Source organism: Lysobacter sp. A378 (genome assembly GCF_054052125.1).
The window spans coordinates 92,547-119,183 of sequence record NZ_JBSVRK010000005.1 but is presented as its reverse complement, the minus strand read 5'-3'; the positions used below and the strand labels follow the sequence as shown (position 1 = coordinate 119,183).

The 26,637-nt window shown below is 62.6% G+C and carries 17 protein-coding genes; 11 read left to right on the top strand and 6 right to left on the bottom strand.

Translation table 11 applies throughout. The annotated features are described in order from the left end of the window. Window positions 1–5 precede the first annotated feature (5 nt). A complete protein-coding gene (locus ACW7G1_RS14580; protein ID WP_456980484.1) occupies window positions 6–1,175 on the top strand; it encodes a serine hydrolase domain-containing protein in 1,170 nt (389 codons plus the stop codon). A 43-nt stretch (window positions 1,176–1,218) separates the two neighbouring features. Here ACW7G1_RS14580 and ACW7G1_RS14575 read toward each other — a convergent pair whose 3' ends face one another. From ACW7G1_RS14575 to ACW7G1_RS14565, 3 genes are all read right to left on the bottom strand, one after another. Continuing rightward, on the bottom strand, window positions 1,219–2,412 hold the full coding sequence (locus ACW7G1_RS14575) for a serine hydrolase domain-containing protein (RefSeq protein WP_456980483.1): 1,194 nt from the start codon (window positions 2,410–2,412) through the stop codon (window positions 1,219–1,221). Between the two features lie 132 nt (window positions 2,413–2,544). Beyond that, complete coding sequence (locus ACW7G1_RS14570; protein WP_456980482.1) at window positions 2,545–3,279, bottom strand: SDR family NAD(P)-dependent oxidoreductase; 735 nt, start codon at window positions 3,277–3,279, stop codon at window positions 2,545–2,547. Window positions 3,280–3,367: 88 nt separating this feature from the next. Beyond that, window positions 3,368–4,027 (bottom strand): NADPH-dependent F420 reductase, encoded by a 660-nt coding sequence (locus ACW7G1_RS14565; protein ID WP_456980481.1) that lies wholly within the window; start codon window positions 4,025–4,027, stop codon window positions 3,368–3,370. A 67-nt stretch (window positions 4,028–4,094) separates the two neighbouring features. Here ACW7G1_RS14565 and ACW7G1_RS14560 point away from each other — a divergent pair, with 67 nt between their 5' ends. The 8 genes from ACW7G1_RS14560 to ACW7G1_RS14525 all read left to right on the top strand — a co-directional run bounded on the left by ACW7G1_RS14560 (window position 4,095) and on the right by ACW7G1_RS14525 (window position 16,160). Then, entirely contained in the window at window positions 4,095–4,991 is an 897-nt protein-coding gene (locus ACW7G1_RS14560) for a LysR family transcriptional regulator (protein ID WP_456980480.1), read from the top strand. A 198-nt stretch (window positions 4,992–5,189) separates the two neighbouring features. Further along, complete coding sequence (locus ACW7G1_RS14555; RefSeq protein WP_456980479.1) at window positions 5,190–5,456, top strand: type II toxin-antitoxin system TacA family antitoxin; 267 nt, start codon at window positions 5,190–5,192, stop codon at window positions 5,454–5,456. 72 nt (window positions 5,457–5,528) lie between these two features. Continuing rightward, entirely contained in the window at window positions 5,529–5,948 is a 420-nt protein-coding gene (locus ACW7G1_RS14550; RefSeq protein WP_456980478.1) for a GNAT family N-acetyltransferase, read from the top strand. 315 nt (window positions 5,949–6,263) lie between these two features. Continuing rightward, on the top strand, window positions 6,264–8,948 hold the full coding sequence (locus ACW7G1_RS14545) for an N-6 DNA methylase (RefSeq protein WP_456980477.1): 2,685 nt from the start codon (window positions 6,264–6,266) through the stop codon (window positions 8,946–8,948). After that, window positions 8,938–10,233 (top strand): restriction endonuclease subunit S, encoded by a 1,296-nt coding sequence (locus ACW7G1_RS14540; protein ID WP_456980476.1) that lies wholly within the window; start codon window positions 8,938–8,940, stop codon window positions 10,231–10,233. The genes ACW7G1_RS14545 and ACW7G1_RS14540 overlap by 11 nt, the downstream gene beginning before the upstream one ends. Beyond that, window positions 10,230–12,323, top strand: a complete 2,094-nt coding sequence (locus ACW7G1_RS14535) for a GmrSD restriction endonuclease domain-containing protein (RefSeq protein WP_456980475.1) — start codon at window positions 10,230–10,232, stop codon at window positions 12,321–12,323. The genes ACW7G1_RS14540 and ACW7G1_RS14535 overlap by 4 nt, the downstream gene beginning before the upstream one ends. Next, a complete protein-coding gene (locus ACW7G1_RS14530; RefSeq protein WP_456980474.1) occupies window positions 12,320–15,472 on the top strand; it encodes a type I restriction endonuclease subunit R in 3,153 nt (1,050 codons plus the stop codon). Before ACW7G1_RS14535 ends, ACW7G1_RS14530 begins: the two co-directional genes overlap by 4 nt. Window positions 15,473–15,476: 4 nt before the next feature. Next, a complete protein-coding gene (locus ACW7G1_RS14525) occupies window positions 15,477–16,160 on the top strand; it encodes a M48 family metallopeptidase (RefSeq protein WP_456980473.1) in 684 nt (227 codons plus the stop codon). A 122-nt stretch (window positions 16,161–16,282) separates the two neighbouring features. Here ACW7G1_RS14525 and ACW7G1_RS14520 read toward each other — a convergent pair whose 3' ends face one another. From ACW7G1_RS14520 to ACW7G1_RS14510, 3 genes are all read right to left on the bottom strand, one after another. Continuing rightward, on the bottom strand, window positions 16,283–18,376 hold the full coding sequence (locus tag ACW7G1_RS14520) for an AAA family ATPase (protein ID WP_456980472.1): 2,094 nt from the start codon (window positions 18,374–18,376) through the stop codon (window positions 16,283–16,285). 320 nt (window positions 18,377–18,696) lie between these two features. Beyond that, window positions 18,697–21,402 carry a pyruvate dehydrogenase (acetyl-transferring), homodimeric type gene (gene aceE / locus ACW7G1_RS14515; protein WP_456980471.1) on the bottom strand — a complete coding sequence of 902 codons (2,706 nt, stop codon included), beginning with the start codon at window positions 21,400–21,402 and terminating at the stop codon, window positions 18,697–18,699. Between the two features lie 88 nt (window positions 21,403–21,490). Next, on the bottom strand, window positions 21,491–23,773 hold the full coding sequence (locus ACW7G1_RS14510) for an NADP-dependent malic enzyme (RefSeq protein ID WP_456980470.1): 2,283 nt from the start codon (window positions 23,771–23,773) through the stop codon (window positions 21,491–21,493). A 99-nt stretch (window positions 23,774–23,872) separates the two neighbouring features. Here ACW7G1_RS14510 and ACW7G1_RS14505 point away from each other — a divergent pair, with 99 nt between their 5' ends. Together ACW7G1_RS14505 and gltS are read left to right on the top strand one after the other, a co-directional pair. Next, the gene (locus ACW7G1_RS14505) at window positions 23,873–25,213 is read left to right on the top strand and encodes a hypothetical protein (protein WP_456980469.1); all 1,341 of its coding nucleotides are present in this window, start codon (window positions 23,873–23,875) and stop codon (window positions 25,211–25,213) included. Window positions 25,214–25,407: 194 nt separating this feature from the next. Further along, on the top strand, window positions 25,408–26,607 hold the full coding sequence (gltS, locus tag ACW7G1_RS14500; protein WP_456980468.1) for a sodium/glutamate symporter: 1,200 nt from the start codon (window positions 25,408–25,410) through the stop codon (window positions 26,605–26,607). Window positions 26,608–26,637: the final 30 nt, after the last annotated feature.

The following is a 26,637-nucleotide window of genomic DNA, read 5'->3' as shown; positions in this document are numbered from 1 at the left end:
GGTTCATGAAGGAAAGCAGAAATTCGAGCCGCGTCCTGGCACTGTGCGCGGCGCTTGTGTTGTCGTGGGCCTGCCTGCAGCCTGCCATGGCCCAAGGCATTGAACACAGGCTGGAAGAGCTGATGGCCGAGCACGGGACGGTTGGCCTGGCCGTCGTGGTGGTCAAGGACAATGCCGTCGTCTATGGCAACAGCCTCGGCTGGAAGGACAGGGACGCGAAGATTCCCCTCGAGCAGGACGACGTCTTCCGGATCGCCTCCATCTCCAAGTCCTTCGCCACGACCTCGATCTTTCAGCTGGTGGAGCAAGGCCGGATCTCGCTGGATGACGACGTCGGCAAGTTGGTCGGATTCCCGGTGCGCAACCCCGGATTCCCGGACCAGGCGATCACGCTCGGGATGCTGCTGAACCACACCTCGTCGATCACCGACGACCAGCGATACAACAGCCTCGACATCATCAATCCAGGCGTCAACGCCACCTGGCAGGACAGCTACGCCGACCGTGCCCCCGGCGAGCGCTACGAGTATTCCAACCTCGGCTACAACCTGGCCGGGGCGATCGTGGAGCGTGTATCCGGGCAGCGGTTCGATGCCTACGTAAAGGCACATGTGCTCGATCCGCTCGGGCTGTACGGCGGCTATGCGCCGGAAGCGTTGGATGCGGACCGCTTCGCGCAGATTTACCGCTGGCGCGAGGGCGAGGGATTCGTGCGCTCGGACCAGGCGTATGCGCCCCTGGGTGAACGCCTGGACGGCTACACGATGGGCTACAGCACGCCCATGTTCTCCCCGACCGGGGGTCTCAAGATCTCGGCGCCCGACTTGGCCAAGTACATGCTGATGCACATGAACCATGGCGAATGGAATGGCGTGCGGATCATCGCAGCCGAACACGCGAAGGCGATGCAGACGCCCACGGTCGAAGCCGACGAGGATGGCGACTACGGCATGGCCATTCGCATCGACAGGGCCCTGATTCCCGGAGTCGAGCTGACCGGACACACCGGGTCCGCCTACGGGCTGTACAGCTCCATGTTCTTCGACGCGGAAAAGAAGTACGGCTTCGTGGTGATCACCAACGGAACCCGGGACATGGAAGTGCGGACCGAGGTCAACAGGGCCCTGTACCAGCACTTCATCGCGGAAAACGCGGAACACTCGAAGGGGGCGTAGGCCCTTCAGCGTGCCGGGCGTCCGTCATTGCGCGTATTGCACTTTACCGATCCGCATCCACTGCACGTTTGACCGCAGCCACGAATTCGCGCCGCGCGGCGACCAGCTCCTTCGACGTCGCCTGCGGCCAGGCCGCGACCTGGGCGATGACCAGCCGGCGCGCGGGATCGACATAGACCAGCTGACCGAAGATGCCGACCGCGGCATAACTGCCATCGGTATCGGTCCACCATAGATACCCGTAGCCGCGCTCGGGCGCGTCCAGGCTTTCCTGCTCACGGACCGCGCCTTGCAGCCAGGCTCCGGCGATCACCGGCTCGCCCGCGATGCGGCCGCCGTCGAGCATGAATTGCCCCAGCCGCGCGTAGTCGCCCAAGGTCGCCGACAGACCGCTGCCGCCGGTGTCGCTGCCGTCGCATTCGTCCCTGATCCAGGTCGCATCAGCCGCCATGCCGTACGGCTTCCAGATCGTGTCTGACAGGTAGGCGGCCAGCGAACGGCGCGTCGCGCGCTCGACCACGATGCCGAGCAGGTCGGTCTCGGCGGTGTTGTAGTTCCAGTGCGTGCCGGCCGGCCATTGCCGCGGCAGTTTCATCAAGTACGACAGCACGTGCGCACGGCCATCGACACAGGCACCGCGGTACATCTGCGCCACGTCCGACTCGGCGTCGGCATAGTCCTCGTTCCAACGCACGCCGGAAGTCATCGTCAGCAACTGCTGCACCGTGACATCGTCGTAGGCGCTGTCGCGCAACTCAGGGATGTAGGTGACCAGCGTGTCGTCCAGGCTGGCGATATGCCCCTGCTGCAGCGCGATGCCGAGCAAGGTGGAAGTGACCGATTTGGCGACCGAGAAGGACTCCCAACGCTGCTCCGGCCCGAAGTCCAACGCATAGCGCTGCATGCGGATGCGACCGTCCTGCAGCACTATCACGCCGGCGATGTGGTGCTGATCCATGTAGCTGCCCAACCACGACGACCCGTCGGCCTCGCCCAATAGCAGCGGCTGGCCTTCCGCCAATTCGCGGACATGCGTGCCGCGTTCGACTCGGTCGCTGGGGAAGCGTCGATCCATCTGCCGGAACTCCGCCTCGCGCTGCGCCTGCGGCCAGAACAGCACCGCCTCGCGTTGCTCGCCGATAGTGGGAGTGGGCGGTGACTCGCTGGCGGCCAGTGGCAACGAAGCCGACAGGCAGAGCGCGGTCGTGAACAGGCGTAAGAAAATGGTGGGACGCATGGCAGCGCATATCGAAGTGGTTTCAGGAGGGTCATTCTACTGACGTGTACCGCGCGCCTCAGCGACGACACTCCCTGCCCCCAATAGTCGGCGCTCCGAACAATCGAATGGAGCGCCGTGGTGCCTGTCGCGTCAGATCTGCGCCAGGCCGCCGTCCACCGCGAGCTCGCTGGCGGTCATGAAGCTGCTGTCATTCGACGCGAGAAAGGCCGCCCCCGCCGCGACTTCCGTCGGTTCGGCCATGCGCTGGAGCGGACTCATCGAGGCGAACATCTTCAAGCCCTCCTCGCCCACCGCTGCCTTCGCCAGTTCGGTCGCCGTCGGCCCGGGCGACAGCACGTTGACCCGGATGCCGGTGCCCTTCAGGTCCTCCGCCCAGCTCCGCGCGAGGTTACGTACCGCTGCCTTGCTCGCGCTGTAGACGCTGAATGCCGGGGCGCCCGTGGTGCCGGAGCTCGATCCGGTCAGGATGATCGAGCCGCCCTGGCCCATCAGCGGCAGTGCCTTCTGGACCGTGAAAATCGTGCCTTTCACGTTGGTGTCGAAGGTGTCGTCGATCTGCTCGGCGGTGATCTCGCCCAGCGGAAGCACGCCTCCCGTCCCGGCATTGGCGAAGACGATGTCGAGGGTTCCGCGCTCTGCCTTCACCTCCGCGTAAAGCCGGTCGAGGTCGGCCGGGTCGGAAATCGAGCCCCGTACCGCACGAGCATTGGGCCCCAAGTCGGCCACAGCAGCGTCGAGCGCTTCCTGCCGGCGGCCGAAGATAAAGACGAAAGCACCCTCCTCGATGAAGCGTTTTGCCGCCGCGATGCCGATGCCGGTGGCGCCGCCGGTGATGACGGCGGTCTTTCCATTCAACTTGCTCATGTCGTGAATCCTTGGTTGGCGTACTACTTTCGAAACAGTGATGGGGGTTGCGGGCCGACCGCGATCTCGTCGTGATGGCCGTACGCGCTTACTGCTCCTGCTTGAACAGGTCCTGGAAAATCAGCGGACCCCAGGCCTTGCCCCGGGCCTGCACCAGCGTGCCGCCCTCTTCGAGCTTTCCGAGATTGACGGGTGCGAACCCGAGGCGCTTGGCAAGGTCCGCCACCTGCGCGGCGGCAGCTTCGTCGTCGCTCGACAGGAACACGACCCGGTGGCCGCCCTCGACGTTCGGGTCGGCGGCCAGGGTGCGTGCAAGCAGGTGATTGAAGCCCTTTACGAACCTGACGCCGGGAAAAGACTTGGCGGCGAAGACCGTGGATGGCAGGTTGTCGAGCTCTTCGACGGGGTCATTCGAATTCATCGCGTCGATGATCGTTTTACCCTCCCAACTCGGCAGAGCTTTGGCGACGTCCCGGTGCCCCTGGTACGGAAGCGCCAGGATGATCACGTCCGCCTTGAGTGCTTCCTGCAGCGTCTTGGGGATGACCGTCGGCCCGATTGCCTGTGCCTGTGGCAACAGCGCTTCGGGCGGCTTACGACTGGCGACGGAGACTTCGATGTTGTTACGGGCGAAGGAGCGGGCGAGGGCCTGGCCGATGGAGCCGAAACCGATGATTGCGTAGCTCATGACATTGACCTTTTCAGTATGGGGATTGAGTGGTTTGACCCGTTCGGGTCTGTCGCCCAACCGATTTGGGTCCCTTGACGCATCAACACAATTGACGAAAGATCGCTAATAACCATCTATTTCTTGGATGTCTGTGCTCGACAACGTCACCATCAACCAATTGCGTGCGTTCGTTGCGGTATGCGATCAGGGAAGCTTCTCGGGTGCGGCGCGGACGCTCAGTCGCGCGCAGTCGGCCATCAGCCACGCGGTCAAGTCGCTGGAAAGTGCATTCGATGTCGAACTGTTCGAGCGCGGAGCGCGGAAGGCGCAGCTCAGTGCGGCGGGACGCAGCCTTTTGCCGGACGCACGGGCGGTGATCTCACGCGTTGAAGAAATGAAGAACCGTGCCGGCGCGATCGCCAAAGCCGGGGTACCGCAGGTGTCGGTTGCGGTCGATGCCTACTTCCCGCGCGCCCAACTGATCGATTGCTTGCGGACGCTGCAAGCGGAGTTCCCCACCGCAGCGATCAACCTGCGGATCACGACCATGCAAGGCGGCGAGAACTTGGTGCTCGAAAGGGTGTGCGCCCTGGCCGTCACGATCGAGAACGTGCCGGAGGTGAACCCGGATGCCATAGAACGCCGCTGGCTGTGCGAGGCGGAGATGGTGACGGCATGTGCTCCATTCCACCCGCTCGCCTCGGCACCGGGACCCATCCCCATGGACGAATTCGGGCTACATATTCAGATCGTGGTTACGGACAACCAGCCCGGAGCGGACAAGACCCAGGAGGGCGTCGCGGGCAAGCGCCAGTGGCTGGTCAATGATCTCGGCGCCAAGCGTGATCTGCTCAAGGCCGGTCTTGGCTGGGGACACTTGCCGCGACACCTCGTCGCCGAGGATCTGGTGAGCGGACAGCTCGTCGAACTTGAGCGTCGCGCCTGGCACATCCGTCCGCTGACGTTCATGGTCTCGCAGCGCCGGGGGCACGATCTCTCACCAAGCGAATTGCGGCTGGTCGAGATTCTTGGCAAACCTTAGCTCCATGCAGATCGCAGGTGTCTGCATGGCTTGTTGCTCATGGACGGACGTTCGCAAAGTAGATCAACGGAAGCCTGCTTCCTGGGATATTTATTGGCAGCAACGGTTCGGAAACAGACAGAGGCTGCTTTCGGCCAGAAGCGAGGCGAATTGACTTGCGACAACTGTACGGTAAACTTCCGTACAAGGAGAATCACCATGACCGCTACCGCCGCTCGTCTCGACTTGCGCCTGAACCCAACCGACAAGGCTCGTATTGCCCGTGCCGCCGACCTGCGGGGCGTGCCGTTGTCCGCTTTCGTGCGCGACGCCGTGCTGCGCGAAGCCGAAAGCGTCATGGCCGCGGAACTGACGGTCACCCTGTCGGCAGAAGAATCGCGGCGTTTCCTCGCAGCACTGGACAAGCCGTTCAAGCCCAATGCCAAGCTGAAGAAGGCGATGGAGCGCGGCCTGACGCGGCGCTGACCCGTGCTGCTGATTGCGCGGCTGGACGGCCGAAAGCACGATCGGAACGGATTCGACTGCGGCGCCCCCGCATTGAACGACTATCTGCAAAAACAGGCCAGCCAGCATCATCGCGACGGCATCGCCACCACCCATGTGCTGATCGATGACGACGCGCCCTCGCAGATCCTCGGTTATTACACCCTCGCGGCCGCACAGCTACCGCTGCCCGACCTGAAGCCGGACGACCAGCGCCGCCTGCCCCGCCACCCGGTCCCCGCCGCGCGGTTGGCGCGGCTGGCCGTAGCCGCTAGTGAACAGGGTCAAGGCCTGGGTGCAGCGCTGCTGCAAGATGCCGTCAAGCGTTGCCTGGAGTTACGCGAACAGCTGGGCGTCCGCCTGCTGGTGGTGGATGCCAAGGACGACCGCGCGGCCGCCTTCTACACTGCGTTCGGCTTCCGACCCACGGCCGCAAAAGCGCAAACACTGTATTTGCCATTGGGGAAACCATGAACACGTTACAGGGGGGCGCTGTGTCACGACTGACCGATCTGGTTGCCGAGTGCAAGGACAAGTATCCGCACCGCCGGCCCACTTCAAAACGCTCTCGGGAACGGAGCCGCTCTCCTCGGGGTGCAGCATGAAATTCTGGCTGGGTGCGCGCCGCGACCTGCGCGCGGTGCTGCTGCGGCGCATTCTGGAGACGACAGCCGGTTGATGCCACGAATCGCGGGGCTGTGACAACCAGCCAATTCGCTTACGCACTTATCCCTACACACCACATAAACGCCGCCAGGGCCACGCCCTGTGCCTCAAAGGAACCCCGCTTTGACCCCCGATAAAGTCACCCTGTCGCAGCTCGAATCCTTCCTGATGGGGGCAGCCGACATCCTGCGCGGCAAGATGGATGCCTCCGAGTTCAAGGAGTTCATCTTCGGCCTGCTGTTCCTGAAGCGCCTCTCCGACGAGTTCGACACCAAACGCCAGCGCCTGCGCACGCACGATTTCGCTCACTTGAAAGACCAGCCCGAGCTGCTGGCGGAGCTGCTGGAGGACCAGACCAGCTACGGCGAAACCTTCTACGTGCCGGTGCGCGCCCGCTGGAACGAAACCTGGCTGGATGAAAACGGCGATACCGTTCCGGCGCTGAAAGACCTCAAGCACGACATCGGCGCGATGCTCAACAAGGCCATCGCCGCGCTGGAAGACAACAACGACTCGCTGGCCGGCGTGCTCAAGAGCAACATCAACTTCAACGAAGTCAAAGGCAAGACCAGGATCGCCGACCAGAAGTGGAAGGACCTGCTCGACCACTTCAACGCCTTCGGCCCGCTGGTCAATGACCGTTTCGAGTTCCCCGACCTGTTGGGCGCGGCCTACGAATATCTGATCAAGTACTTCGCCGACAGCGCCGGCAAGAAAGGTGGCGAGTTCTACACACCAGCCGAAGTGGTGCGCCTGCTGGTGCAGATCACCAAGCCCGCCGCCGGGCAAACCATCTACGACCCCACGGTCGGCTCCGGCGGCTTCCTGATCCAGGCCCACCAGTACGTGGAGGAACAGGGCCAGGACGCCAACGACCTTGCGCTCTACGGGCAGGATTCCAACGGCACCGTGTGGTCGATCTGCAACATGAACATGATCCTCCACAACATCACCCGCTTCACCATCGAAAACGGCGACACGCTGGAAGACCCACAGATTCTGGAAGACGGCCGCATACGCCAATTCGACCGCGTGCTGGCCAACCCGCCGTTCTCGCAGAACTACAGCCGCGCCAGCGTCAAGTTCCCCAGCCGCTTCCGCGAGTGGTGTCCGGAAACCGGCAAGAAGGCCGACCTGATGTTCGTGCAACACATGCTGGCCAGCCTGAAGCCCAACGGCCGCATGGCCACCGTCATGCCGCACGGCGTGCTGTTCCGCGGCGGCAAGGAAAAGCTGATCCGCGAGCTGTTCCTCAACGACGACTGCATCGAAGCCATCATCAGCCTGCCGCCGGGCCTGTTCTACGGCACCGGCATCCCCGCCTGCGTGCTGGTATGCAACAAGCAGAAGCCTGACGACCTGCGCGACAAGATCCTGTTCATCAACGCCGACCGCGAGTACGGCGAGGGCAAGGCACAGAACAAACTGCGCCCGGAAGACATCGAGAAGATCGACTTCGTGTTCACCCACAAGCGTGAACTGCCCAAGTACTCGCGTCTGGTCGGCAAGACCGAAATCCTCGATCAGCACGACGCAAACCTCAACATCCGCCGCTACGTGGACAACACGCCGGACCCTGAACCCGAAGACGTGCAAGCGCACCTGATCGGCGGCATCCCGCAGGCGGAGATCGACGCCCTTGGCCCGCAGTTTGGCCAGTTCGGCATCACGCCGGCGCACCTGTTCCGCAGCGAACGCATGGGCTACCAGACCTTTGTCGAAAGCATCCAGGACAAGCCCGCCATCAAGCGCGCACTGGAAGCCGATGCCGCGCTCACTCAAACGCTTGCCCGCCACCAGAGCGCGCTGGCCGACTGGTGGCAGCAGGCCAGCGGCGACTTTGCCGAACTGGAGAACGCAGGCAACGGCGGCCGCAAGACGCCGGAGATCCGCCGCGAGTTGATTGCCTCGCTGAAGGACAAGCTCATTCCGCTGGGCGTGCTGGACGAGTTCAAGAGCGCCGGCGTGTTCGTCAACTGGTGGCAGCAGATCCGCTACGACATCAAGACCATCATCGCCAGCGGCTGGCACCACAGCTTGATTCCCGATGCCTACCTGATTGCCGAATTCTTTCAGAAAGACGCCGACGCCATCGATGCGCTGGAAGCGAAGTTAGCCGAAGCGCAGGCCGAGCTGGAAGAGGCGGTGGAGACGGCCGTGGAAGTGGCCGGGTGGGAACCGGAAGTCGACGAAAAGGCCACCGCTGCCGTCATCAAGAAAGCATTGAAGGCGCTGATCGACGATCTGGCCAATACCGCCGGTGCCAGCGCCGACAAGGAACGCGCGGCGTTGAAAGCGCAGGACAAGGCCATCAAGGGCATCGAAACCCGCATCAAGGACGTCAAAACCAGGCACAAGGCCAAGCGCGCGGACCTGACCGAAAAGCTGGCACTCAAGCGCAGCGGCGGCGAGGCCTTCAAAGCTGAGCAGCAAGCGCAGATCGTGCAGATCCAGCAGCGCATGTCCAAACTGGACGCGGACAAGCTGGCCGACCTCAAGCAGGCCGCCAAACTGGCCGGCGACAGAGAAGCGCTGCAAGCGCGCATCGCCCGCACCCACGCGCTGCTCACCGCCATTGGCGGGCAACTCACTGCCGAGGAAGCGCGCACGTTGATCCTGAAGAAGATCGACAATCTGGCCCGCGCCGAACTCACCCGCTACCTCAACGCCGAGAAGCGCGCGCTGATCTCCAGCGTGGAGAACCTGTGGGACAAGTACGCGGTGTCGAGCCGTGAGCTTGAAGCCGCGCGAGGCGAGACGTTAAAGGCGCTGGATGGAATGTTGGCGGGGCTTGGCTATGTTGATTGATGTCGCGCTCTCGGTGCTCGCGGACGTAAATCCGAAGCGCGCTGCCGTGCATGCGACGGGCGACGAACTCGTCACGTTCATTCCGATGAGTGATGTCTCCGAATCCGGACGCTGGGTTCACAGGCAAACGCGGCCTTACTGTGAAGTCCGTAGTGGTTACACGTGCTTCAATGGCGGCGACGTGCTGTTCGCAAAAATCACACCTTGCACAGAGAACGGGAAAGGTTGTCATGCGACCGGCCTCGTGGGTGGCATCGGCTTTGCATCTACGGAGTTTCATGTTCTCCGCGCGAAGGATGATGCCGATGCGGGATTTATTTTCCAGTGGTCAATAGATCTTTTGCTGCGGCGAAAAGCTGCGGCATCGATGACAGGTTCGGCGGGCCAGCAACGTGTGCCTGCATCGTTCTTCAGCAGCTTCACCGTGCCGCGCTTGCCAAAGCCCGAACAATCCAAGATCGCGGAAGTGCTGTCCACGGTGGATCGGGCGATGGCGCAGACCGAGGCACTGATCGCCAAGCAACAGCGCATCAAGACCGGCCTGATGCAGGACCTGCTCACCTGCGGCATCGACGAACACGGCCAACTGCGCTCCGAAGCCACCCACGCCTTCAAGGACTCCCCCCTCGGCCGCATCCCGGTGGAGTGGGAAGTGAAGCATATTGACGATCTCGTTTCCCGAGTTGGCAGCGGAGTCACGCCTACAGGCGGAGAAAGCGTCTATACCGCCGACGGCGTACTCTTCATTCGGAGCCAGAACGTGCATTTCGATGGCTTGCGGCTCGATGACGTGGCATACATTCCGAGCCACATCCATCATTCGATGATGCGGAGTGAAGTGTTTGAGAATGATGTCCTGTTAAACATCACCGGAGCGTCTATCGGGCGCTGCTGCCCGATGCCAAATGTTGGAGCGCGTGCGAACGTAAATCAACACGTTTGCACCATTCGACTACGAGACGTGGATCAGGCCCGGACGGGGTTCCTGACCGCAATCCTGAAGTCACACATCGGGCAACACCAGATTGCTCTAATGAATGCCGGGGGAAATCGAGAAGGTCTGAACTACCAGCAGGTCCGGAACTTCCAGGTTCCGTGGCCCACCGACAGCTCTGAATTTGCCCGTGTCTACAGCCGAATCGAACTAATGGACGCAGCTGTTGCTGACCACAGCGTTTCTTTGACCAAGCTGCACCACCTCAAGACCGCCCTGATGCAAGACCTGCTCACCGGCAAGGTCCGCGTCACACCCTTGCTGCAACCCGCCGAGGACGCCACCGCATGAAAGCCCAGGACCTCCAGTTCACCCAACTGCTGCAGGGTGCCAAGCAGTTCATCATCCCCATCTTCCAGCGCACCTACAGCTGGGAAACCGTGCATTGCGAACAGCTGTGGAACGACATCCTGCGCGTGGGCGGCCACGCGGAACTGGACAGCCACTTCATCGGCTCGGCGGTGTACATCCCCGAGCAGGACACCAGCGCCGCCATCTCCCGCTGGCTGGTCATCGACGGCCAGCAACGCATCACCACCCTTACCCTGCTGTTGCTGGCGCTGAAGCAGCGCTTGCAGGCCGAAGGGCTGGACACGCCGGTATCGGCGGCGGAAGTCGAGGATTACTTCCTGATGAACCGCTACGGCAAGGGCGAACAGCGCTACAAGATGCTGCTGACCAAGACCGACAAGGACACGTTGATTGCCCTGCTAGACGGCAAGGCGGTGCCGGACAATGCCTCCCACCGCATCGTGGAGAACTTCGAGTTCTTCACGCGCAAGATTGCCGATGCCGATCTGGGCGTTGTCTATGCCGGCATCGGCAAGCTGATGATCGTAGATGTCCGCCTGCAACAGGGCATCGACAACCCGCAGATGATCTTCGAGAGCATGAACTCCACCGGCAAGGCGCTGACCCAGGCCGACCTGATCCGCAACTACGTGCTGATGGGCCTGCCGCACGAACTTCAGACGCGCCTGTACGAAGACTATTGGCGCCCGATGGAAACGCTGTTTGGCGCGGAGAACTACAACAAGCAATTCGACGAGTTCATGCGGTTCTTCCTGGTCATCCACACCGGCAACCACCGCATCCGCAGGGATGATGTTTACAACGAATTCAAGCTCTACTCGCGCGACCAGCAGGACGAACCGCTGCTGGCCGCGCTGCTGCAGTTTGCCGGCTACTACTGCCGCATGGCATTGGGCAACGAGAAAGACGCGGAGCTTGCCACCGCGTTTCAGGACATCCGCGAACTGCGTGCGGATGTCTGCTACCCCATGCTGATGGAGGTGTACCACGACTACACGCAGGCGCGGCTAGGCAAGGACGCGTTCGTCAACACGCTGCAGCTGGTCGAAAGTTACGTGTTCCGCCGTGCGATCTGTGATGTACCCACCAACTCACTGCGCCAGACCTTTGCCACCTTCTGCCGCAAGCTGGACAAGAGCCGCTATCTGGAAAGCGTCAAGGCCGCTTTCATGCTGCTGCCCTCGTATCGACGCTTCCCCGGCGATGACGAGTTCCGCCGGCAATTGCAGATCCGCAACCTGTACAAGTTCAATCGTCGCAGCTATTGGTTGCGCCGCTTCGAAAACTTCGGGCGCAAGGAACGCGTGATGGTGCAGGACTACACCATCGAACACATCATGCCGCAGAACGCCAACCTGAGCGCCGCCTGGCAGCAATCCCTGGGCGAGGACTGGGCGCGGGTGCAAGAGCAGTATCTGCACACTTTGGGCAACCTCACGCTGACCGGCTACAACTCGGAATACAGCGACCGGCCCTTCGCCGAAAAACGCGACATGGAAGGCGGCTTTGCGCAGAGCCCGCTCAAGCTCAATGAAGGCTTGGGCAGCTGCGCGGACTGGAACGAGCAGGAAATCATCAAACGGGCATCCCGCCTGGCCGAACGCGCCATCGGAATCTGGGATGCGCCCAGGCTTGCCGACGACGTGTTGGACAGCTATCACGAAAAAACCGCAAAAAGTGCGCCCGCGTACACGATCGTCGACCACCCGAATCTTGCTGCCGGCCCCGTGCGCGCGCTGTTCGAACACTTCCGCACACAAGTCCTCGCGCTGGACGAATGTGTACACGAAGAGTTTCTGAAGCTCTATGTGGCGTACAAGGCGGAGACGAACTTCGTGGATGTCGTCCCGCAAGCCAAACGGCTGCGCCTGTCGCTCAACATGGCGTTCAGCGACATCGACGACCCGCGCAAGCTGTGTATTGACGTGACGGACCTGGGCCGCTGGGGCAACGGATGTGTGGAAGTGGGATTGGAGAGTGAAGCCGATCTGCCCTATGTGATGGGCCTGGTCCGGCAAGCACTGGAGCGGCAACTTGGCGAAGACGACACCGAGGCTGAAAGCGCATGAGCACCAAGTCCACGCCCGCCCATATCAGGCTCGACGAGCGTAACCACGTCGAAAAGCCCTTGCTTGATCAGTTGGCGGGCCTGGGCTGGAACATCCTAGACCTCACCGACAAGCAGCAGACGCCGGCGCACACCGGGCGCACCAGCTTCACTGAGGTAGTGCTTGAGCCGCGCCTGCAGACGCAGCTCAAGGTGATCAACCCCTGGCTGGCGGAGGACCAGATCGACGACGTGGTGAAGCAACTGACCGCCAGCTTCCCCGGCAACGACCTGATGAAGAACAACCAGCACCTGCTGCACCTGCTGCTGGAAGGCACCAGCGTGGCCGAGAACCGGGAAACCGGCGAGAGCAGCCCGACAGTGCGCTTCATCGACTTCGGCAACTCGGCCAAGAACGACTTCACTGCCGTGTGCCAGTTCAAGCTGCGCGTACCGGGCACCGAACGTCACATCCTGCCGGACATCGTGCTGTTCCTGAACGGCCTGCCGGTGGTGCTGGTGGAGTGCAAGTCGCCCAAGGTCAACGACGCGCTGGCCAGCGCCATCGACCAGATGCTGCGTTACAGCGAGCAGCGCGGCGCAAAGGGCGAAGGCCATGCACAACTGTTCTGGTACAACCAGTTCATCATCGCCACCTGCCGCCAACAGGCCAAGTTCGGCACCATCTCCACCCACACCGAAAAATACTTCTACCGCTGGGCTGACCCCTACCCGCGCACAGTGGAAGACCTGGACCACGGCGCCGGCAGCCCCAACGACCAGCAGCGACTGGTGGCGGGCATGCTGGACAGGCAGAACCTGCTGGACCTGATCCGCACCTTCACCCTGTTTTCCGTGAGCGGCCGTGGGCAGACCATCAAAATCGTCGGCCGCTACCAGCAGTTCCGAGCGGTGAAGCTGGCAGTCAAACGGTTGCTGGATGGCAAAACCCCGCGTCAGCGCAGCGGCATTATCTGGCACACGCAGGGCTCGGGAAAGTCCCTGACCATGATGTTTATGGTGCGCGAGCTTTATCGCCATACGCAGCTGGCGCACTGGAAGGTGGTGTTCGTCACCGACCGTACCCAACTGGAGCAGCAACTCACCGAAACCAGCCAGGCGATCGGCTTTACGGTGAAGGTGGCCGACAGCATCAAGAAGCTGAAGGAACTACTGACGTCCACGTCATCGGATCTGGTGATGGCGATGATCCACAAGTTCCGCGAGGCGGATCTGGAAGCGAGCTTCCCCGAACTCAACACCAGCCCGCACATTCTGGTGCTGACCGATGAGGCGCACCGCTCCCAGTACAAGCTGCTGGCGGCGAACCTGGACCGCGCCATCCCCAACGCCTCGAAGATCGGCTACACCGGCACGCCCATCGACAAGACTGAGCGCGTGTTCGGCGATTACATCGACAAGTACACCATGCGCCAGTCCATCGCCGACGGCGTGACCCTGGAAATCGTCTACGAGGGCCGCACCCACAACGCCGAGCTGGACGACGCCAAGGCGATGGACACGACCTTCCAGGACGTGTTCAGCGATTACAGGCTGGACGAGCGGCTGGAAATCCTCGGCTACGGCTCGCGCCAGGCCTATCTGGAGGCCGAGCCCACCATTGCCGCCAAAGCCGCGGACATGGTTGCGCACTACCTCACCCACGTGTTCCCCAACGGCTACAAGGCACAGGTGGTAGCCACCTCACGCGAGGCGGCGGTGCGTTACAAGCAGCACGTCGACGCGGCGCTGGCAGCGGCTGTGGCACGGCTTGAGCAGAGCAACCCCTACGGGCTGGACCTGGCCACGCTCAAGGCGTTGGAGACCGACGTGGTCATCTCCTCCGGCCACAACGACCTGCCGCACCTGAAGGCCTACGGCGACAGTCGCCGCCACGAGACCAGCATCAAGCGCTTCAAGCTGGCCTTCGATACGACCGATGAAGGCGTGGACGGCAAGGTCGGCATCCTGATCGTCAACAACATGTTGCTGACCGGCTTCGATGCGCCGGTGGAGCAGGTGATGTACCTGGACAAGGTGGTTGTGGCGCACAACCTTTTGCAGACCATCGCGCGTGTGAACCGCGTGGGCGGCGCGGCCAAGGACAAGGGCTTCATCGTCGATTACGTCGGCGTGGGCCATCACCTGAAAAAGGCGCTGGACAACTACGACGAGCGCGAGCAGAAGGAAATCACCGGCAGCCTGAGCTTTCCCGAGCGGGAACTGCGCGAGCTTCAGGCCGCCCATGCCGAGATCATGGCGCTGCTGAAAAAGCACGGCCTGACCGACCTGACCGACCTCGACGCGTGCTTCGACGTGTTCTACGACGAGAACATCCGCTTCGCCTTCATGCTGGCGTTCAAGAAGTTCACCCGTGCACTGAACACCTTGTTTCCGGCCAAGGAAGCGCTGGCTTACATGCCGGATTATCAGGCGCTCACCGAGGTCAACATCCTTGCCGGCAAGCACTTCCGCGATGCCCGCCTGAGCATGAAGGGCATTCCGCCCAAGCTGCGCGCCATCGCGGATGCACACCTTGTCTCAAAGGGCATCGACACCAAGGTCGCGCCCATTTCCATCCTGGACGAGGATTTCGAGAAGGACGTCAAGGAACACAAGCGCAGCAAGACCAAGGCCGCTGAGGTGGAGCACGCCATTCGCCATCATCTTGATGTCGAGCTGGATGACGACCCGGATCTACAGGCCTCGTTTGCCGAGGCGCTGGCGTCGATCTTCCAGGAGTTCAAGGACAACTGGCAGAAGATCTTTGATGAGCTGGAAAAGCTGCGTCAGCGCATCAAGGACGCCGGCAATGAGCCGACCTACGGGCTGAACCGCAAGAAGCAGATGCCGTTCTTCCGGCTGTTCCAGAGTGAACTGAAAACCACCATGGATCAGCACTCGGACTACGCCGGCAAGCCTGACGAACGCATTGCCGTACTGGTGGACCTGACCCAGCAGGTCTACAACGCGGTGGAGCGTGAGCTGAAGCTGACCGGTTTCTGGGAGAGCATTCCGGCGCGCAACAAGCTCAAGGCCGAGTTGCAACGGGTTCTGCTGGCACCGCAGTTTGCGAACGTGCCCGAGCTGGTGAGGAAACGCGAGGCAATCATCAGCCGTGTGATGGAGCTGGCCGAAGCCAAGAACGACACCATTTTGCACGCGGCGTGATGCGATGGACCTGAGCTACGAAATCCGCCGTTCGGCCAAGCGCAAGAACGTCACCATCACGGTGGAGCGCGATCGAACGGTGGTGGTGCACGCACCCGCTGGCGTGCCGGAGGACAAACTGCGGCAACTGGTGGACAGCAAGCGCCAGTGGCTGTTCGAAAAACTCAACGATGCACAGAAATACCAACCTTTGCCGCACGCACCCGGCAAGGAACTGGTGAACGGCGAGTCCGTCTTGTACTTGGGCCGTGCCTACCGCATCGAGCTGGTGGATGCGTCCGATGACGCCGTTCACTTCGCTGGACAATTCTTGATCCCGCGCTCACGCGCCAGCGAACGCAAGCGGGTGTTGCGGCAGTGGTACATGGAGCGCGCGCAGCAGAAGATCCTTCCGCGTGTGAAGCTGCACGCCAAAAACCTTGGCGTCAGCTACGAACAGGCCAAGATCAGTGACAGTCGCTTTCGTTGGGGCTCGTGCACGCCGAGCAACAACCTCAACTTCAACTGGCGGCTGATCAAGGCGCCGATGTTCGCTATCGACTACGTGATCGTGCACGAGCTGGCGCACCTGATCGAAGCGAACCATACGCCCCGCTTCTGGAACGTCGTGCGCGCGCAACTGCCCTCCATGGATCGCGCCCGTGATTGGTTGCGCGAGCATGGGCAGAGTCTTGAGGAAGACGTCTAGGACATCCCATGACGCAAATACACCGAGTGCGTAGGCACCACGGGCCGCTCTAGGTGAGATGGGAGCACCACCGCCTCACGGCAATCCATGCATAACGTCAAAATCGTCGAGAGAAGTGAACCTCAATCAGAAGAAGGATCGAACCGATTGAAGAGCTGCACCCATCGCTCGATCAGATCGTTTTCGACGTCACCGATTCCCCTGGATAGCAATGTTGCTTTTACGCGCTTAGCAACTTCTACTTTCCAACCAAGTGTGAGTTCCGTGCCTTCACGTTTAGACCACGCTTCAACCTGCGGCACGATGGACTTACCTATCACCGCTACTTCCGAAAACTGCTGCTCCGGAGCTCGGAACACGCGGTCCACAGCCTCCACGAAGCGCTGGTGGGGAATCAGATCCTCTACCTCGGACCCATCGAAGCTGACGAATTCATTTGTTGAGAGAACTTTCGCTTCCTCGCCCTTGTAAAGACTACTCTTCAGCTCTACCGCCATCCTAGCGCCCATCTGATCACCATCCAGAAGAACGACCGGAAGCGTCTCGTCCCGCCCAGTCAAGATTCCCGCCGTTATTCTAAGCGTCTTCGTTCCTCCGGCGGGAGGGAACACTAATTCGCGACGAGGTGTGATCTTTCCGGCGCCGATTAGAAGTGCCTTGATCATCGTCAGATAGTGCTGATCGGAGGCCCCCTCCACAACGACAGGAAGACAGCCCAGAAGCAGACTCTCGGCGACGTTCAAATTGAGCGCCGAGTACACGGCATATGCCGCACCAGCCTGCGCTTGGTCCGCACCCGATTGCCGCAGATTGGGCGACGACTCGGTCGAACCGTCCGCTGCGATATAGACTTTCCGGACCCGATCCAATCGGTCGGGGTCGACCAGAAAGGGCGAGTGGGTCGTGTACAGAATCTGGTTGGTCTTGGCCAAACCATCGAAGAAGCCTGATAGATCACGCTGCGCCAAGGGATGAAGAGATAGCCCTGGCTCATCAAGTAGAAGAATAGCGCCATCATGGTCGCCCTGGCTTTCGACCAAGAACACGAGGTAGAAGCTCAGAAACCATTGCAGTCCCGTACTACGATTTTCAAGCTCAACTTCTTCTGGGCGGCGGTCATCTGATACCCAAATGCGGAAGTGATCACCGTCTGCTTCAAAGCGGAAACGGTAGTTTCCTTGCTTCCACCAAGACTTGAACTCCTTGGTCAAAGTTGTGCCAGCGGACTGCAAAAGAATAGAGCGCTCTCGCTTGCGCTCAGCGATATTGGCAATCTCGTCCGGTGTGGGCTGGCGATTTTGATTGCTCGGGTCTTTGAAGTCTCGACCAAGCTCAAGGATCTCCTTGGGCAGGAGGCGAACGAAGCTGAACAACACACGGAGGGTTCGCGCCTTCGCTGCTTCCTTGGCACCTAAGTCCTTTCGCTCGAGGTTCTGGACCACATGCGGGAGATAAATTTCGGAGTCCAAGTTCCCGTAGTTGGAGTAGTAGACAAACTTCGGAAGCTCTTTCAAGACCAGATTTCGCACCCCGTCGATGTCCTCGGGCGCCGGCAACCTGAGCTGCGACAACCATCTCCTCAGAACTTCGATTGTCTGCTGTGCGCGAGGAACGATCGCCGATGTCTTGGCCGGCGGGTCTGGAAGGCACCTCTTCAGCGATTCGATGATGGCATCGACATCGTGTGCCGCGCAGTCTTGGCTAATGGAGTCAGACAAAGCCTGAACAGCTTCGATAATCGTTGCCTTCAGGGACTCCTCGCTCTTGAGCGCATCTGCTTGTTCAACTACTGAGGCTAAGGCGGTCAACTCACTCTTGATATCTGAAGCAACAACAGTTGTCTTGGGCACATACTGCGGGAATGAGACGTCGTACTCTCCATCGAAGTATCTGCCAACACGCACGACATCCATCTGCGCAGCATCTAACGTCGTGAGCTCCGACAGGCTTACGCTGATCGAGCTGGCATCGAAGTCGGCAGTGATGAAGCGAAATATTTCTGGATTGGCACGCACATCAGCGAACATCGTCTTGGGGTAGTCCGATGTCGGCTGCAGCTCTCCTTCACGGGCGGGATTAAGCTTCCAAAGCGGTAGCAACAAGTTCGTCTTTCCGGACTCGTTGACACCGATCAGCGCGGTAACATCATCAGCTGCAATATCACCGCTATCTTTCACCGAGCGAAAATTAGTTACTCGGTAACTTATCAACTTCATCCGCCGCCCCGCTGAGGTTTCTGGTGTAGACGCAAACGAATTCTGGATCTTTTAGTCCAAAATCACAACTCGACAGTTTTACCGATTACGTTGTGTCGTCCTCGCAGCGGCTACTTGGCTCACCGAACCCATAGGCGACAATTGCCCGAAGTGTTCTTGGCAGATTCCTCACGCCGCACGAGCAGAAACGGCGACCCGCCACCGCCTGAGCGACCATCCTATCCTACGATGTGACAGCCCGCTTCGGGTCGACAGCGCCATTCAAAACACTAAAGAAAAAGGCGGCCATCGGCCGCCTTTATAATTCCTAATAACCCGCCTCAAACCCCCAACGGGTTCGGCTTCTCCGCATCGATCTTGTACGTCTTGATCGCTCTTGCCACATCCTTCGCGGTCATCTTCCCTTCCGCTGCCAACGCCGCGATCGCTGCATGGGCGACGTAGTAGCGGTCAACCTCGAAGTGCCGGCGCAGGTTGGCGCGGGTGTCGCTGCGGCCGAAGCCGTCGGTGCCCAGTACCGTGTAGTGCATCGGGACGTAGGCGCGGACCTGTTCGGCGTAGGTGCGGATGTAGTCGGTCGCGGCGATCGCCGGGCCCTGGCGGCCTTCCAGCAGGCCGGTGATGTGCGCCTTACGTGGGGTCTTGGCTTCGGGGTGGAAGCGGTTTTGGCGCTCGACGTCGGCACCGTCGCGGGCGAGTTCGTTGAAGCTGGGGCAGGACCAGATGTCGGCGATCACGCCGAAGTCCTTCTCCAGCAGTTCGGCCGCGGCGATGACTTCGCGCAGGATGGTGCCGCTACCCAGCAACTGCACGCGCAGCTGGTCCTTCTTCGGCTTGCCGGCATCCTGGAACAGGTACATGCCCTTGATGATCCCTTCGGCGCTGCCTTCGGGCATGGCCGGGTGGACGTAGTTCTCGTTCATCAGGGTGACGTAGTAGTACTCGTCATGCTGCTCGGCGAGCATGCGCTGCATGCCGTGCTGGATGATGGTCACCACTTCATAGCTGAAGGTCGGGTCGTAGCTGCGGCAGTTCGGGATCAGCCCGGCCTGCACCATGCTGTGGCCGTCCTCGTGCTGCAGGCCTTCGCCGTTGAGGGTGGTGCGGCCGGCGGTGGCACCGAGCAGGAAGCCACGCGCGCGCATGTCGCCGGCCTGCCAGGCGGCGTCGCCGACGCGCTGGAAACCAAACATCGAGTAGTAGATGTAGAACGGCAGCAGGGCGAGGTCGTTGCTGCTGTAGCTGGTAGCGCAGGCGAGCCAGGAGGCGAACGCCCCGGCCTCGGTGATGCCTTCCTGCAGCACCTGGCCGGCGGTGTCCTCGCGGTAGTACATCAGCTGGTCGCGGTCGACCGGCTTGTACTTCTGGCCGAACGGGGCGTAGATGCCGATCTGGCGGAACAGGCCTTCCATGCCGAAGGTGCGCGCCTCGTCGGCGACGATCGGCACCAGCCGCGGGCCGACCTGCTTGTCGCGCAACGAGATGTTGAGCATCTGCACGAACGCCATCGTGGTGCTGATCTCGCGCTCGCCGGTGGACTTGAGCAAGCGCTCGTAGGTCGCCAGCGGCGGCACTTCAAATTGCTGCGTGGCCTTGCGACGGCGCTGCGGGAGGAAGCCGCCGAGGGACTTGCGGCGCTCGAGCAGGTATTCGATCTCCGGCGAGTCCTTGCCGGGGTGGTAGAACGGCACCGCGCCGTCCTTGAGCTGGTCGTCGGTCACCGGGATGGCGAAGCGGTCGCGGAACGCGCGCACGTCGTCGTCGTCCATCTTCTTGGTGCCGTGGGCCGGGTTGAGCGACTCGCCGGCCACGCCCATGCCGTAGCCCTTGACCGTCTTGGCCAGGATCACGGTCGGCATGCCCTTGGTGTTCACCGCCTGGTGGTAGGAGGCGTAGACCTTGTGCGGGTCGTGGCCGCCACGGTTGAGGCGCCAGACGTCCTCGTCGCTGAGGTTGGCGACCAGCTGCGCGGTCTCCGGGTACTTGCCGAAGAAATGCTCGCGGGTGTACGCGCCGCCGAAGGCCTTGCAGTTCTGGTATTCGCCGTCGACGGTTTCCATCATCAGCTGGCGCAACTTGCCGCTGGTGTCGCGGGCCAACAACGGGTCCCAGTAGCTGCCCCAGATGTTCTTGATGACGTTCCAGCCGGCGCCGCGGAAGTTGCCTTCCAGCTCCTGGATGATCTTGCCGTTGCCGCGCACCGGGCCGTCCAGGCGCTGCAGGTTGCAGTTGACGACGAAGATCAGGTTGTCCAGGCCCTCGCGGCCAGCGACCGAAATCGCGCCGAGCGATTCGGGCTCGTCGGTCTCGCCGTCGCCGAGGAAGCACCAGACCTTGCGGTCGGTCTTGGGCATCAGGCCGCGGCCTTCCAGGTACTTGAAGTTGCGCGCCTGGTAGATCGCGCTGATCGGGCCCAGGCCCATCGACACGGTCGGGGTCTGCCAGTAGTCCGGCATCAGCCACGGGTGCGGATAGGAGCTGATGCCGCGGCCGTCGACTTCCATGCGGAAGTTGTCGAGCTGGTCTTCACTGAAGCGGCCTTCCAGGAACGAGCGCGCGTAGATGCCCGGCGAGCCGTGGCCCTGGATGAACAGCAGGTCACCCGGATGGTCTTCGCTCGGCGCGCGCCAGAAGTGGTTGAAACCGACGTCATACAGCGTCGCCGAGGAGCCGAAGGTGGCGATGTGGCCGCCCAGGTCGCCGGGCTTGCGGTTGGCCCGCACCACCATCGCCATTGCGTTCCAGCGGATGATCGAGCGGATTTTCCACTCCATCGCCGCATCACCGGGGCTCTTGGCCTCCAGTTGGGTCGGGATGGTGTTGATGTACTCGGTGGTCGGGTCAAACGGCAGGTGCGCACCGGCGCGGCGCGAGACTTCGACCATGCGCTCCAGCAACTGGTGCGCGCGGTCGGTACCGTCGCGCTGGATTACCGCCTCGACCGACTCGACCCACTCCTTGGTCTCGGTGGGGTCCGGATCGTTCTGCAGCAGCTCGTTGAGCGGGCTCTCGTAGGTCTGGGTCATGCGCCTCGCGACCCCTTGGCCGCGCCTCATAATCAAGTGGGATCTATGCCGTCATTCTACCGCGCCGCCGCGATGGCGGCGCGCCTACCTATCCGCCACGGCTGGCGCGGATCTGGGCGTCGACCGCCGCAATCGCGGTCATGTTGATCACCCGGCGTGACGTCGCATCCGAGGTCAGGATGTGGGCCGGTTTGTCCAACCCCATCAGGATCGGGCCAATCGCCACGCCATCGGTGGCGACCCGGAACATGTTGTAGGTGATGTTGGCCGCGTCCAGGTTCGGCAGCACGAACAGGTTCGCGCGTCCGCTCAGAGTGGTGTTGGGGAAGATGCGCTTGCGCAACGCCTCGTTCCATGCGGTGTCGCCCATCATCTCGCCGTCGACCTCGAGTTTGGGCTGGCGTGCCTTGAGCAGCTCGCGCACCTTGCGCATCTTCGCCGCCGACGGGTTGTCGTGGCTGCCGTAGTTGGAATGCGACAGCAGCGCCACCTTCGGCTCCACCCCGAACAGCTTCAGCCGGTAGGTCGCCTGCAGGGTTGCCTCGGCGATCTGCTCGGCGCTGGGGTCAAGCTGGACGTGGGTGTCGAGGAAGAACCACGCGCCGGCGTCGTTGATCACCCCGGTCATCGCGGCGGTGCCGGCAATGCCGCGATCGAAGTCGAAGATGCTGCGCAGGTAGCCAAGCTTCTTGTGGAAGCGCCCGACGATGCCGCAGATCATCGCGTCTGCCTCGCCCCGCTCCACCATCAAGGCCGCGATCAGGCTCGGACGCGAGCGGATCAGGCTCTTGGCCGCCTCGATGGTGACGCCGCGGCGCTCGGTCAGGGCGTGGTACTGCTGCCAATAGTCGTGGAAGCGCGGGTCGTCGTGAATGTTGGTCAGCTCGAAATCCACGCCCTGTCGCATGCGCAGTCCGAGCCGGTCGATGCGGGTCTGGATCACTTCCGGGCGGCCGACCAGGATCGGTGTGGCCAGGCCTTCGTCGATCACCGTCTGCACCGCGCGCAACACGACTTCTTCCTCACCTTCGGCATAGACCACGCGCTTGCGGTCGCTGCGGGCGCGGTCGTAGACCGGCTTCATCAGCAGGCCGGTGCGGTGGACAAACTGGCCGAGCTTCTCCTCGTAGGCCGCCATGTCCTCGATCGGGCGGGTGGCCACGCCGGACGCCATCGCCGCACGCGCCACGGCGGACGACACCATCACCATCAGGCGCGGGTCGAACGGGCGCGGGATCAGGTATTCCGGGCCGAAGGTCGGCACGTCGCCGCCGTAGGCCGAAGCCAGGTCGCCGGCTTCCATCCGCGCCAGCTGGGCGATCGCATGCACGCAGGCGAGCTTCATTTCCTCGTTGATCACGGTTGCGCCGACATCCAGCGCGCCGCGGAAGATGTACGGGAAGCAGACCGCGTTGTTGACCTGGTTGGGATAGTCGGAGCGGCCGGTGGCGAGGATCGCGTCGGGGCGCACGGCCTTGGCGGCGTCGGGCAGGATCTCGGGGTACGGGTTGGCCAGCGCCAGGATGATCGGCTGCTCGGCCATGGTCACGACCATTTCCGGCTTCAGGATGCCGCCGGCGGACAATCCCAGGAACACGTCCGCGCCAGCCACGATCTCGGCCAGCTCGCGCTTGTCGGTATCGCGGGCGTAGCGCGCCTTCTCCGGGTCCAGCCCGGGACGGTCGCGGTAGAGCACGCCATCGCGGTCGAAGGCGAAGATGTTCTCGCGCCGTGCGCCCATCGCGACCAGCATGTCCAGGCAGGCGATGCCCGCCGCGCCGACGCCGGTGGTGGCGATGCGCACGTCCTCGATTTTCTTGCCGACCACTTCCAGGGCGTTGAACACCGCCGCGCCGACGATGATCGCGGTGCCGTGCTGGTCGTCGTGGAACACCGGGATCTTCATCCGCTCGCGCAGCTTGCGCTCGACGATGAAGCACTCCGGCGCCTTGATGTCCTCCAGGTTGATGCCGCCGAAGGTCGGCTCCATCGCCGCGATGATGTCGACCAGCTTGTCGGGGTCGCGCTCGTCCAGCTCGATGTCGAACACGTCGATGCCGGCGAACTTCTGGAACAGGATGCCCTTGCCTTCCATTACCGGTTTACCGGCGAGCGGGCCGATGTCGCCCAGGCCCAGCACCGCGGTGCCGTTGGTGATCACCGCCACCAGGTTGCCGCGCGCGGTGTAGTCGCGGGCGGTGTTGGGGTCGTCGACGATTGCCTCGCAGGCATAGGCCACCCCGGGCGAGTACGCCAGCGCCAGGTCACGCTGGGTCACCATCGCCTTGGTCGGGGTGACCTTGATCTTCCCGGGCGGGTGCTGGCTGTGGTAGTCGAGGGCGGCTTGCTTGAAATCGTCGGTATTGGACATTAACGGGAGGGCACGGCTGGAAGGACACTCGATTCTACCGTTCGTGGCAACGGCAGCGCGATTGACCGAGAATCGGGGCACATTTCAATGGGGACAGGCATGCAGGAATGGACGCGGGACCGGCTGAAGGCCGGCGGTTGGATGCTGCTGGTGGCCGCGCTGACGGTGCTGGTGCAGTGGCCGCTGCTTTCCAACCCCGGCTACTTCAGCCATGACGAGCTGCAATGGGCGGCGGCGGCGAACGTTGCGCCCGGCGCGACGCTGCCGTGGGTCGGCTGGTTCGACCTGGTGGTGTTCCAGTACCGTCCGCTGACCTTCAACCTGTGGCTTTGGCTGTCGCACCACCTGTTCGACCAGCCGCAGGCATTCCATGCCGTAATCGCAGCTGCCGGGGCGCTCAATGCCGCCTTGCTGACCGGCCTGTTGGTCCGGCTGGAGGTTTTGCCGCGACGGGCGGCGTTGGCGGCGCTGATGTTCGCGCTGGGGCCCTACGCGATGTACGTGCACGGCTGGGTCGGCACGATCGGCGACCTGCTCTGGGTGGGCTGCGGCTTGCTGGTGGCGTGGGTCGCGACCTCGCGCTGGCCGGGATGGCACATCGCGATCGCCGCCGCCGTGCTGACCGCGGTCGCGCTGCTGGCGAAGGAGGCCGCGCTCTCGATCCCCGCGCTGCTGGCCGTGGCGTGGTTGCTGGACCGCACGAGAGGGGGCTGGCGCTGGGCGTTCGCGGGGTCGGTGGTGCCGGCGCTGGCCTACCTGCTGCTGCGGTTCTCCATGTTGGCCGGTGTCGACGGGCCGGACGCCTATGCCTGGTCGCTGGCGAACATCCCGCAGCGCTGGCTCGAGTACTACGCTTTCCTGCCGCAGATCAGCGTGTTCGAAGCCCAGACGACGCTCTCACGGGGGTTCGGCAACACGCGTTTCATCGTCTCCTGCGTGCTGATGCTGGCGCTGTTGGCCGCGTTGTGGCGGGTCGGCTGGCGCTGGGCCGTCGCCCTGCTCGCCGGTGGCGCCGCCGCGCTGGGCCCGGTGCTGGTGCTCGCTGGTGCCAGCAACCAGTACGGCTATGGCTTCGCCGCATTCGCCGTCGGCTTGGCCGCTTGCGCCTGGCCGCGGCTGGCACGCTGGGGCCGTGGATTGGTGGTGCTGCTGGCTGTGCTGTCGCTCTGGCACGGGATCAACGTGATGCGGCAGGTCCGCCACGTCGGCGAGCTGCAGGCGGTGTTCTCGCCGGCGTTGGCCGAGCTGCTGCGGCACGAGGACGCGGCCGTCACAAGGCTGCGGGTCGCCGAAGATGTGCCGCCATGGATCTTCCGGCGCCTGACCCACGACATCCCGAGCTACGACGGCGTCCCGATCCGGTCGCGCGTGCAACTGGTCCCGTCGGGCGACGCCGACCAGGTGATCCAGGCCGACGGCCGGCTGACGCCCGCGCCCTGATCGCATACACACAGCCCATAACGCATGGCTATGGAAGGGCCGTGTTTTATCAATTACGTCAACCGCCCCACTGACCTATGGTCGAGTCCCATTGCTCTGTTTTGAGAGGGCGTCACCACGCGCCAACCATTGGCACTTGTCCATGACACTGGATAAACGCCTGATCACCTTTCGAGAACACGGGAAGAAATCAATTGCTTCGACTTGACGCGGTGGAAACCGTCGCCCTGGGCGGCTTGGCACTCATGGGTGGATACGCGCTGTGTCGCGCCATTCCGGTATTCCGGCGCTACAACCTTCCCGAGCCGGTGGTGGGTGGCCTGGTGGTTGCGCTGATCGTGATGTTCTTCCACGGGCAAGGCACCACGCTGTTTGAACTGGACACGTCGCTGCAGACACCGCTGATGGTCGCGTTTTTCACCACGCTGGGCATCAACGCGAGCTTCGCACTGCTACGCATCAGCGGGCGCCAGGTGGCGATTTTCCTGGGACTGGCGACGGGGTTTGTCGTCGTGCAGAACCTGGTTGGCCTGGGCGTGGCGGCGATGTTCGACCTGCATCCGCTGTTCGGGGTGTTGGTGGGATCGGCCACGTTGGCCGGCGGTCCCGCGACCGGGCTGGCGTTCGCGCCATTGTTCGAGGAGGCCGGGCTGGTCGGCGCGGAGTCGATTGCGATCACCTCGGCGATGGCCGGCATTGTCTGCGGTGGCCTGGTCGGTGGTCCGGTGGCGACCGTGATGATCCGGCGCTGGCGTTTGAAGACTCCCGGCGGCCATCCGACGGAAGTGCCGGATGTGACCGAGCTGAGCGTGGATCCGGAGCTGAGCGACGCACAACGCGAGTTCAGCGCACTCAAGAGCATCATCTTCATCCTCGTGGCGATGTGGCTGGGGGTCTGGATCGGTCGGGGTTTTGAGGCACTGGGCCTGACCCTGCCGGCCTACATCGGCGCGATGCTGGTGGGCGCGGCGGTGCGAAACCTCGACGACGCGACGGGCTGGATCGGCCTGTCGGTGCGCACCACCGACCTGATCGGCAACATCTGCCTCGCCCTGTTCCTGGCCGTGGCACTGATGAACCTGAAGCTGTGGGAGCTGGCCGGAATGGCCATGCCGCTGGCCATCAACCTGGTCATCCAGGTCGCCATCGTGGTTGCGTTCTGCGTGGTCGTATTCCGCGCCATGGGCAAGGACTACGACGCCGCGGTGATGAGCGGCGGATTCATCGGCTTCATGCTCGGCACCACCGCCAACGCGATGGCGGTGATGAAAACGCTGGTGGAGCGCTACGGGGTGGCGCCGCGCGCCTTCCTGGTCGCGCCGCTGGTGGGCGCGTTCTTCATCGACTTCACCAACGCCCTGATCATTACCGGCTTCATGAACTTCCTTGAATAGGGCGGCCGCCCACACCCATAACTGACAGCT

Bases quoted from the DNA above. Each gene is read 5' to 3' on its own strand.
- ACW7G1_RS14505 (WP_456980469.1), top strand. From the start codon at position 23,873: ATGCAGGAATGGACGCGGGACCGGCTGAAGGCCGGCGGTTGGATGCTG.
- ACW7G1_RS14510 (WP_456980470.1), bottom strand. From the start codon at position 23,773: ATGTCCAATACCGACGATTTCAAGCAAGCCGCCCTCGACTACCACAGC.
- ACW7G1_RS14560 (WP_456980480.1), top strand. From the start codon at position 4,095: ATGTCTGTGCTCGACAACGTCACCATCAACCAATTGCGTGCGTTCGTT.
- ACW7G1_RS14520 (WP_456980472.1), bottom strand. From the start codon at position 18,376: ATGAAGTTGATAAGTTACCGAGTAACTAATTTTCGCTCGGTGAAAGAT.
- ACW7G1_RS14570 (WP_456980482.1), bottom strand. From the start codon at position 3,279: ATGAGCAAGTTGAATGGAAAGACCGCCGTCATCACCGGCGGCGCCACC.
- ACW7G1_RS14530 (WP_456980474.1), top strand. From the start codon at position 12,320: ATGAGCACCAAGTCCACGCCCGCCCATATCAGGCTCGACGAGCGTAAC.
- aceE (WP_456980471.1), bottom strand. From the start codon at position 21,402: ATGACCCAGACCTACGAGAGCCCGCTCAACGAGCTGCTGCAGAACGAT.
- ACW7G1_RS14575 (WP_456980483.1), bottom strand. From the start codon at position 2,412: ATGCGTCCCACCATTTTCTTACGCCTGTTCACGACCGCGCTCTGCCTG.
- ACW7G1_RS14555 (WP_456980479.1), top strand. From the start codon at position 5,190: ATGACCGCTACCGCCGCTCGTCTCGACTTGCGCCTGAACCCAACCGAC.
- ACW7G1_RS14525 (WP_456980473.1), top strand. From the start codon at position 15,477: ATGGACCTGAGCTACGAAATCCGCCGTTCGGCCAAGCGCAAGAACGTC.
- ACW7G1_RS14535 (WP_456980475.1), top strand. From the start codon at position 10,230: ATGAAAGCCCAGGACCTCCAGTTCACCCAACTGCTGCAGGGTGCCAAG.
- ACW7G1_RS14580 (WP_456980484.1), top strand. From the start codon at position 6: ATGAAGGAAAGCAGAAATTCGAGCCGCGTCCTGGCACTGTGCGCGGCG.
- ACW7G1_RS14540 (WP_456980476.1), top strand. From the start codon at position 8,938: ATGTTGATTGATGTCGCGCTCTCGGTGCTCGCGGACGTAAATCCGAAG.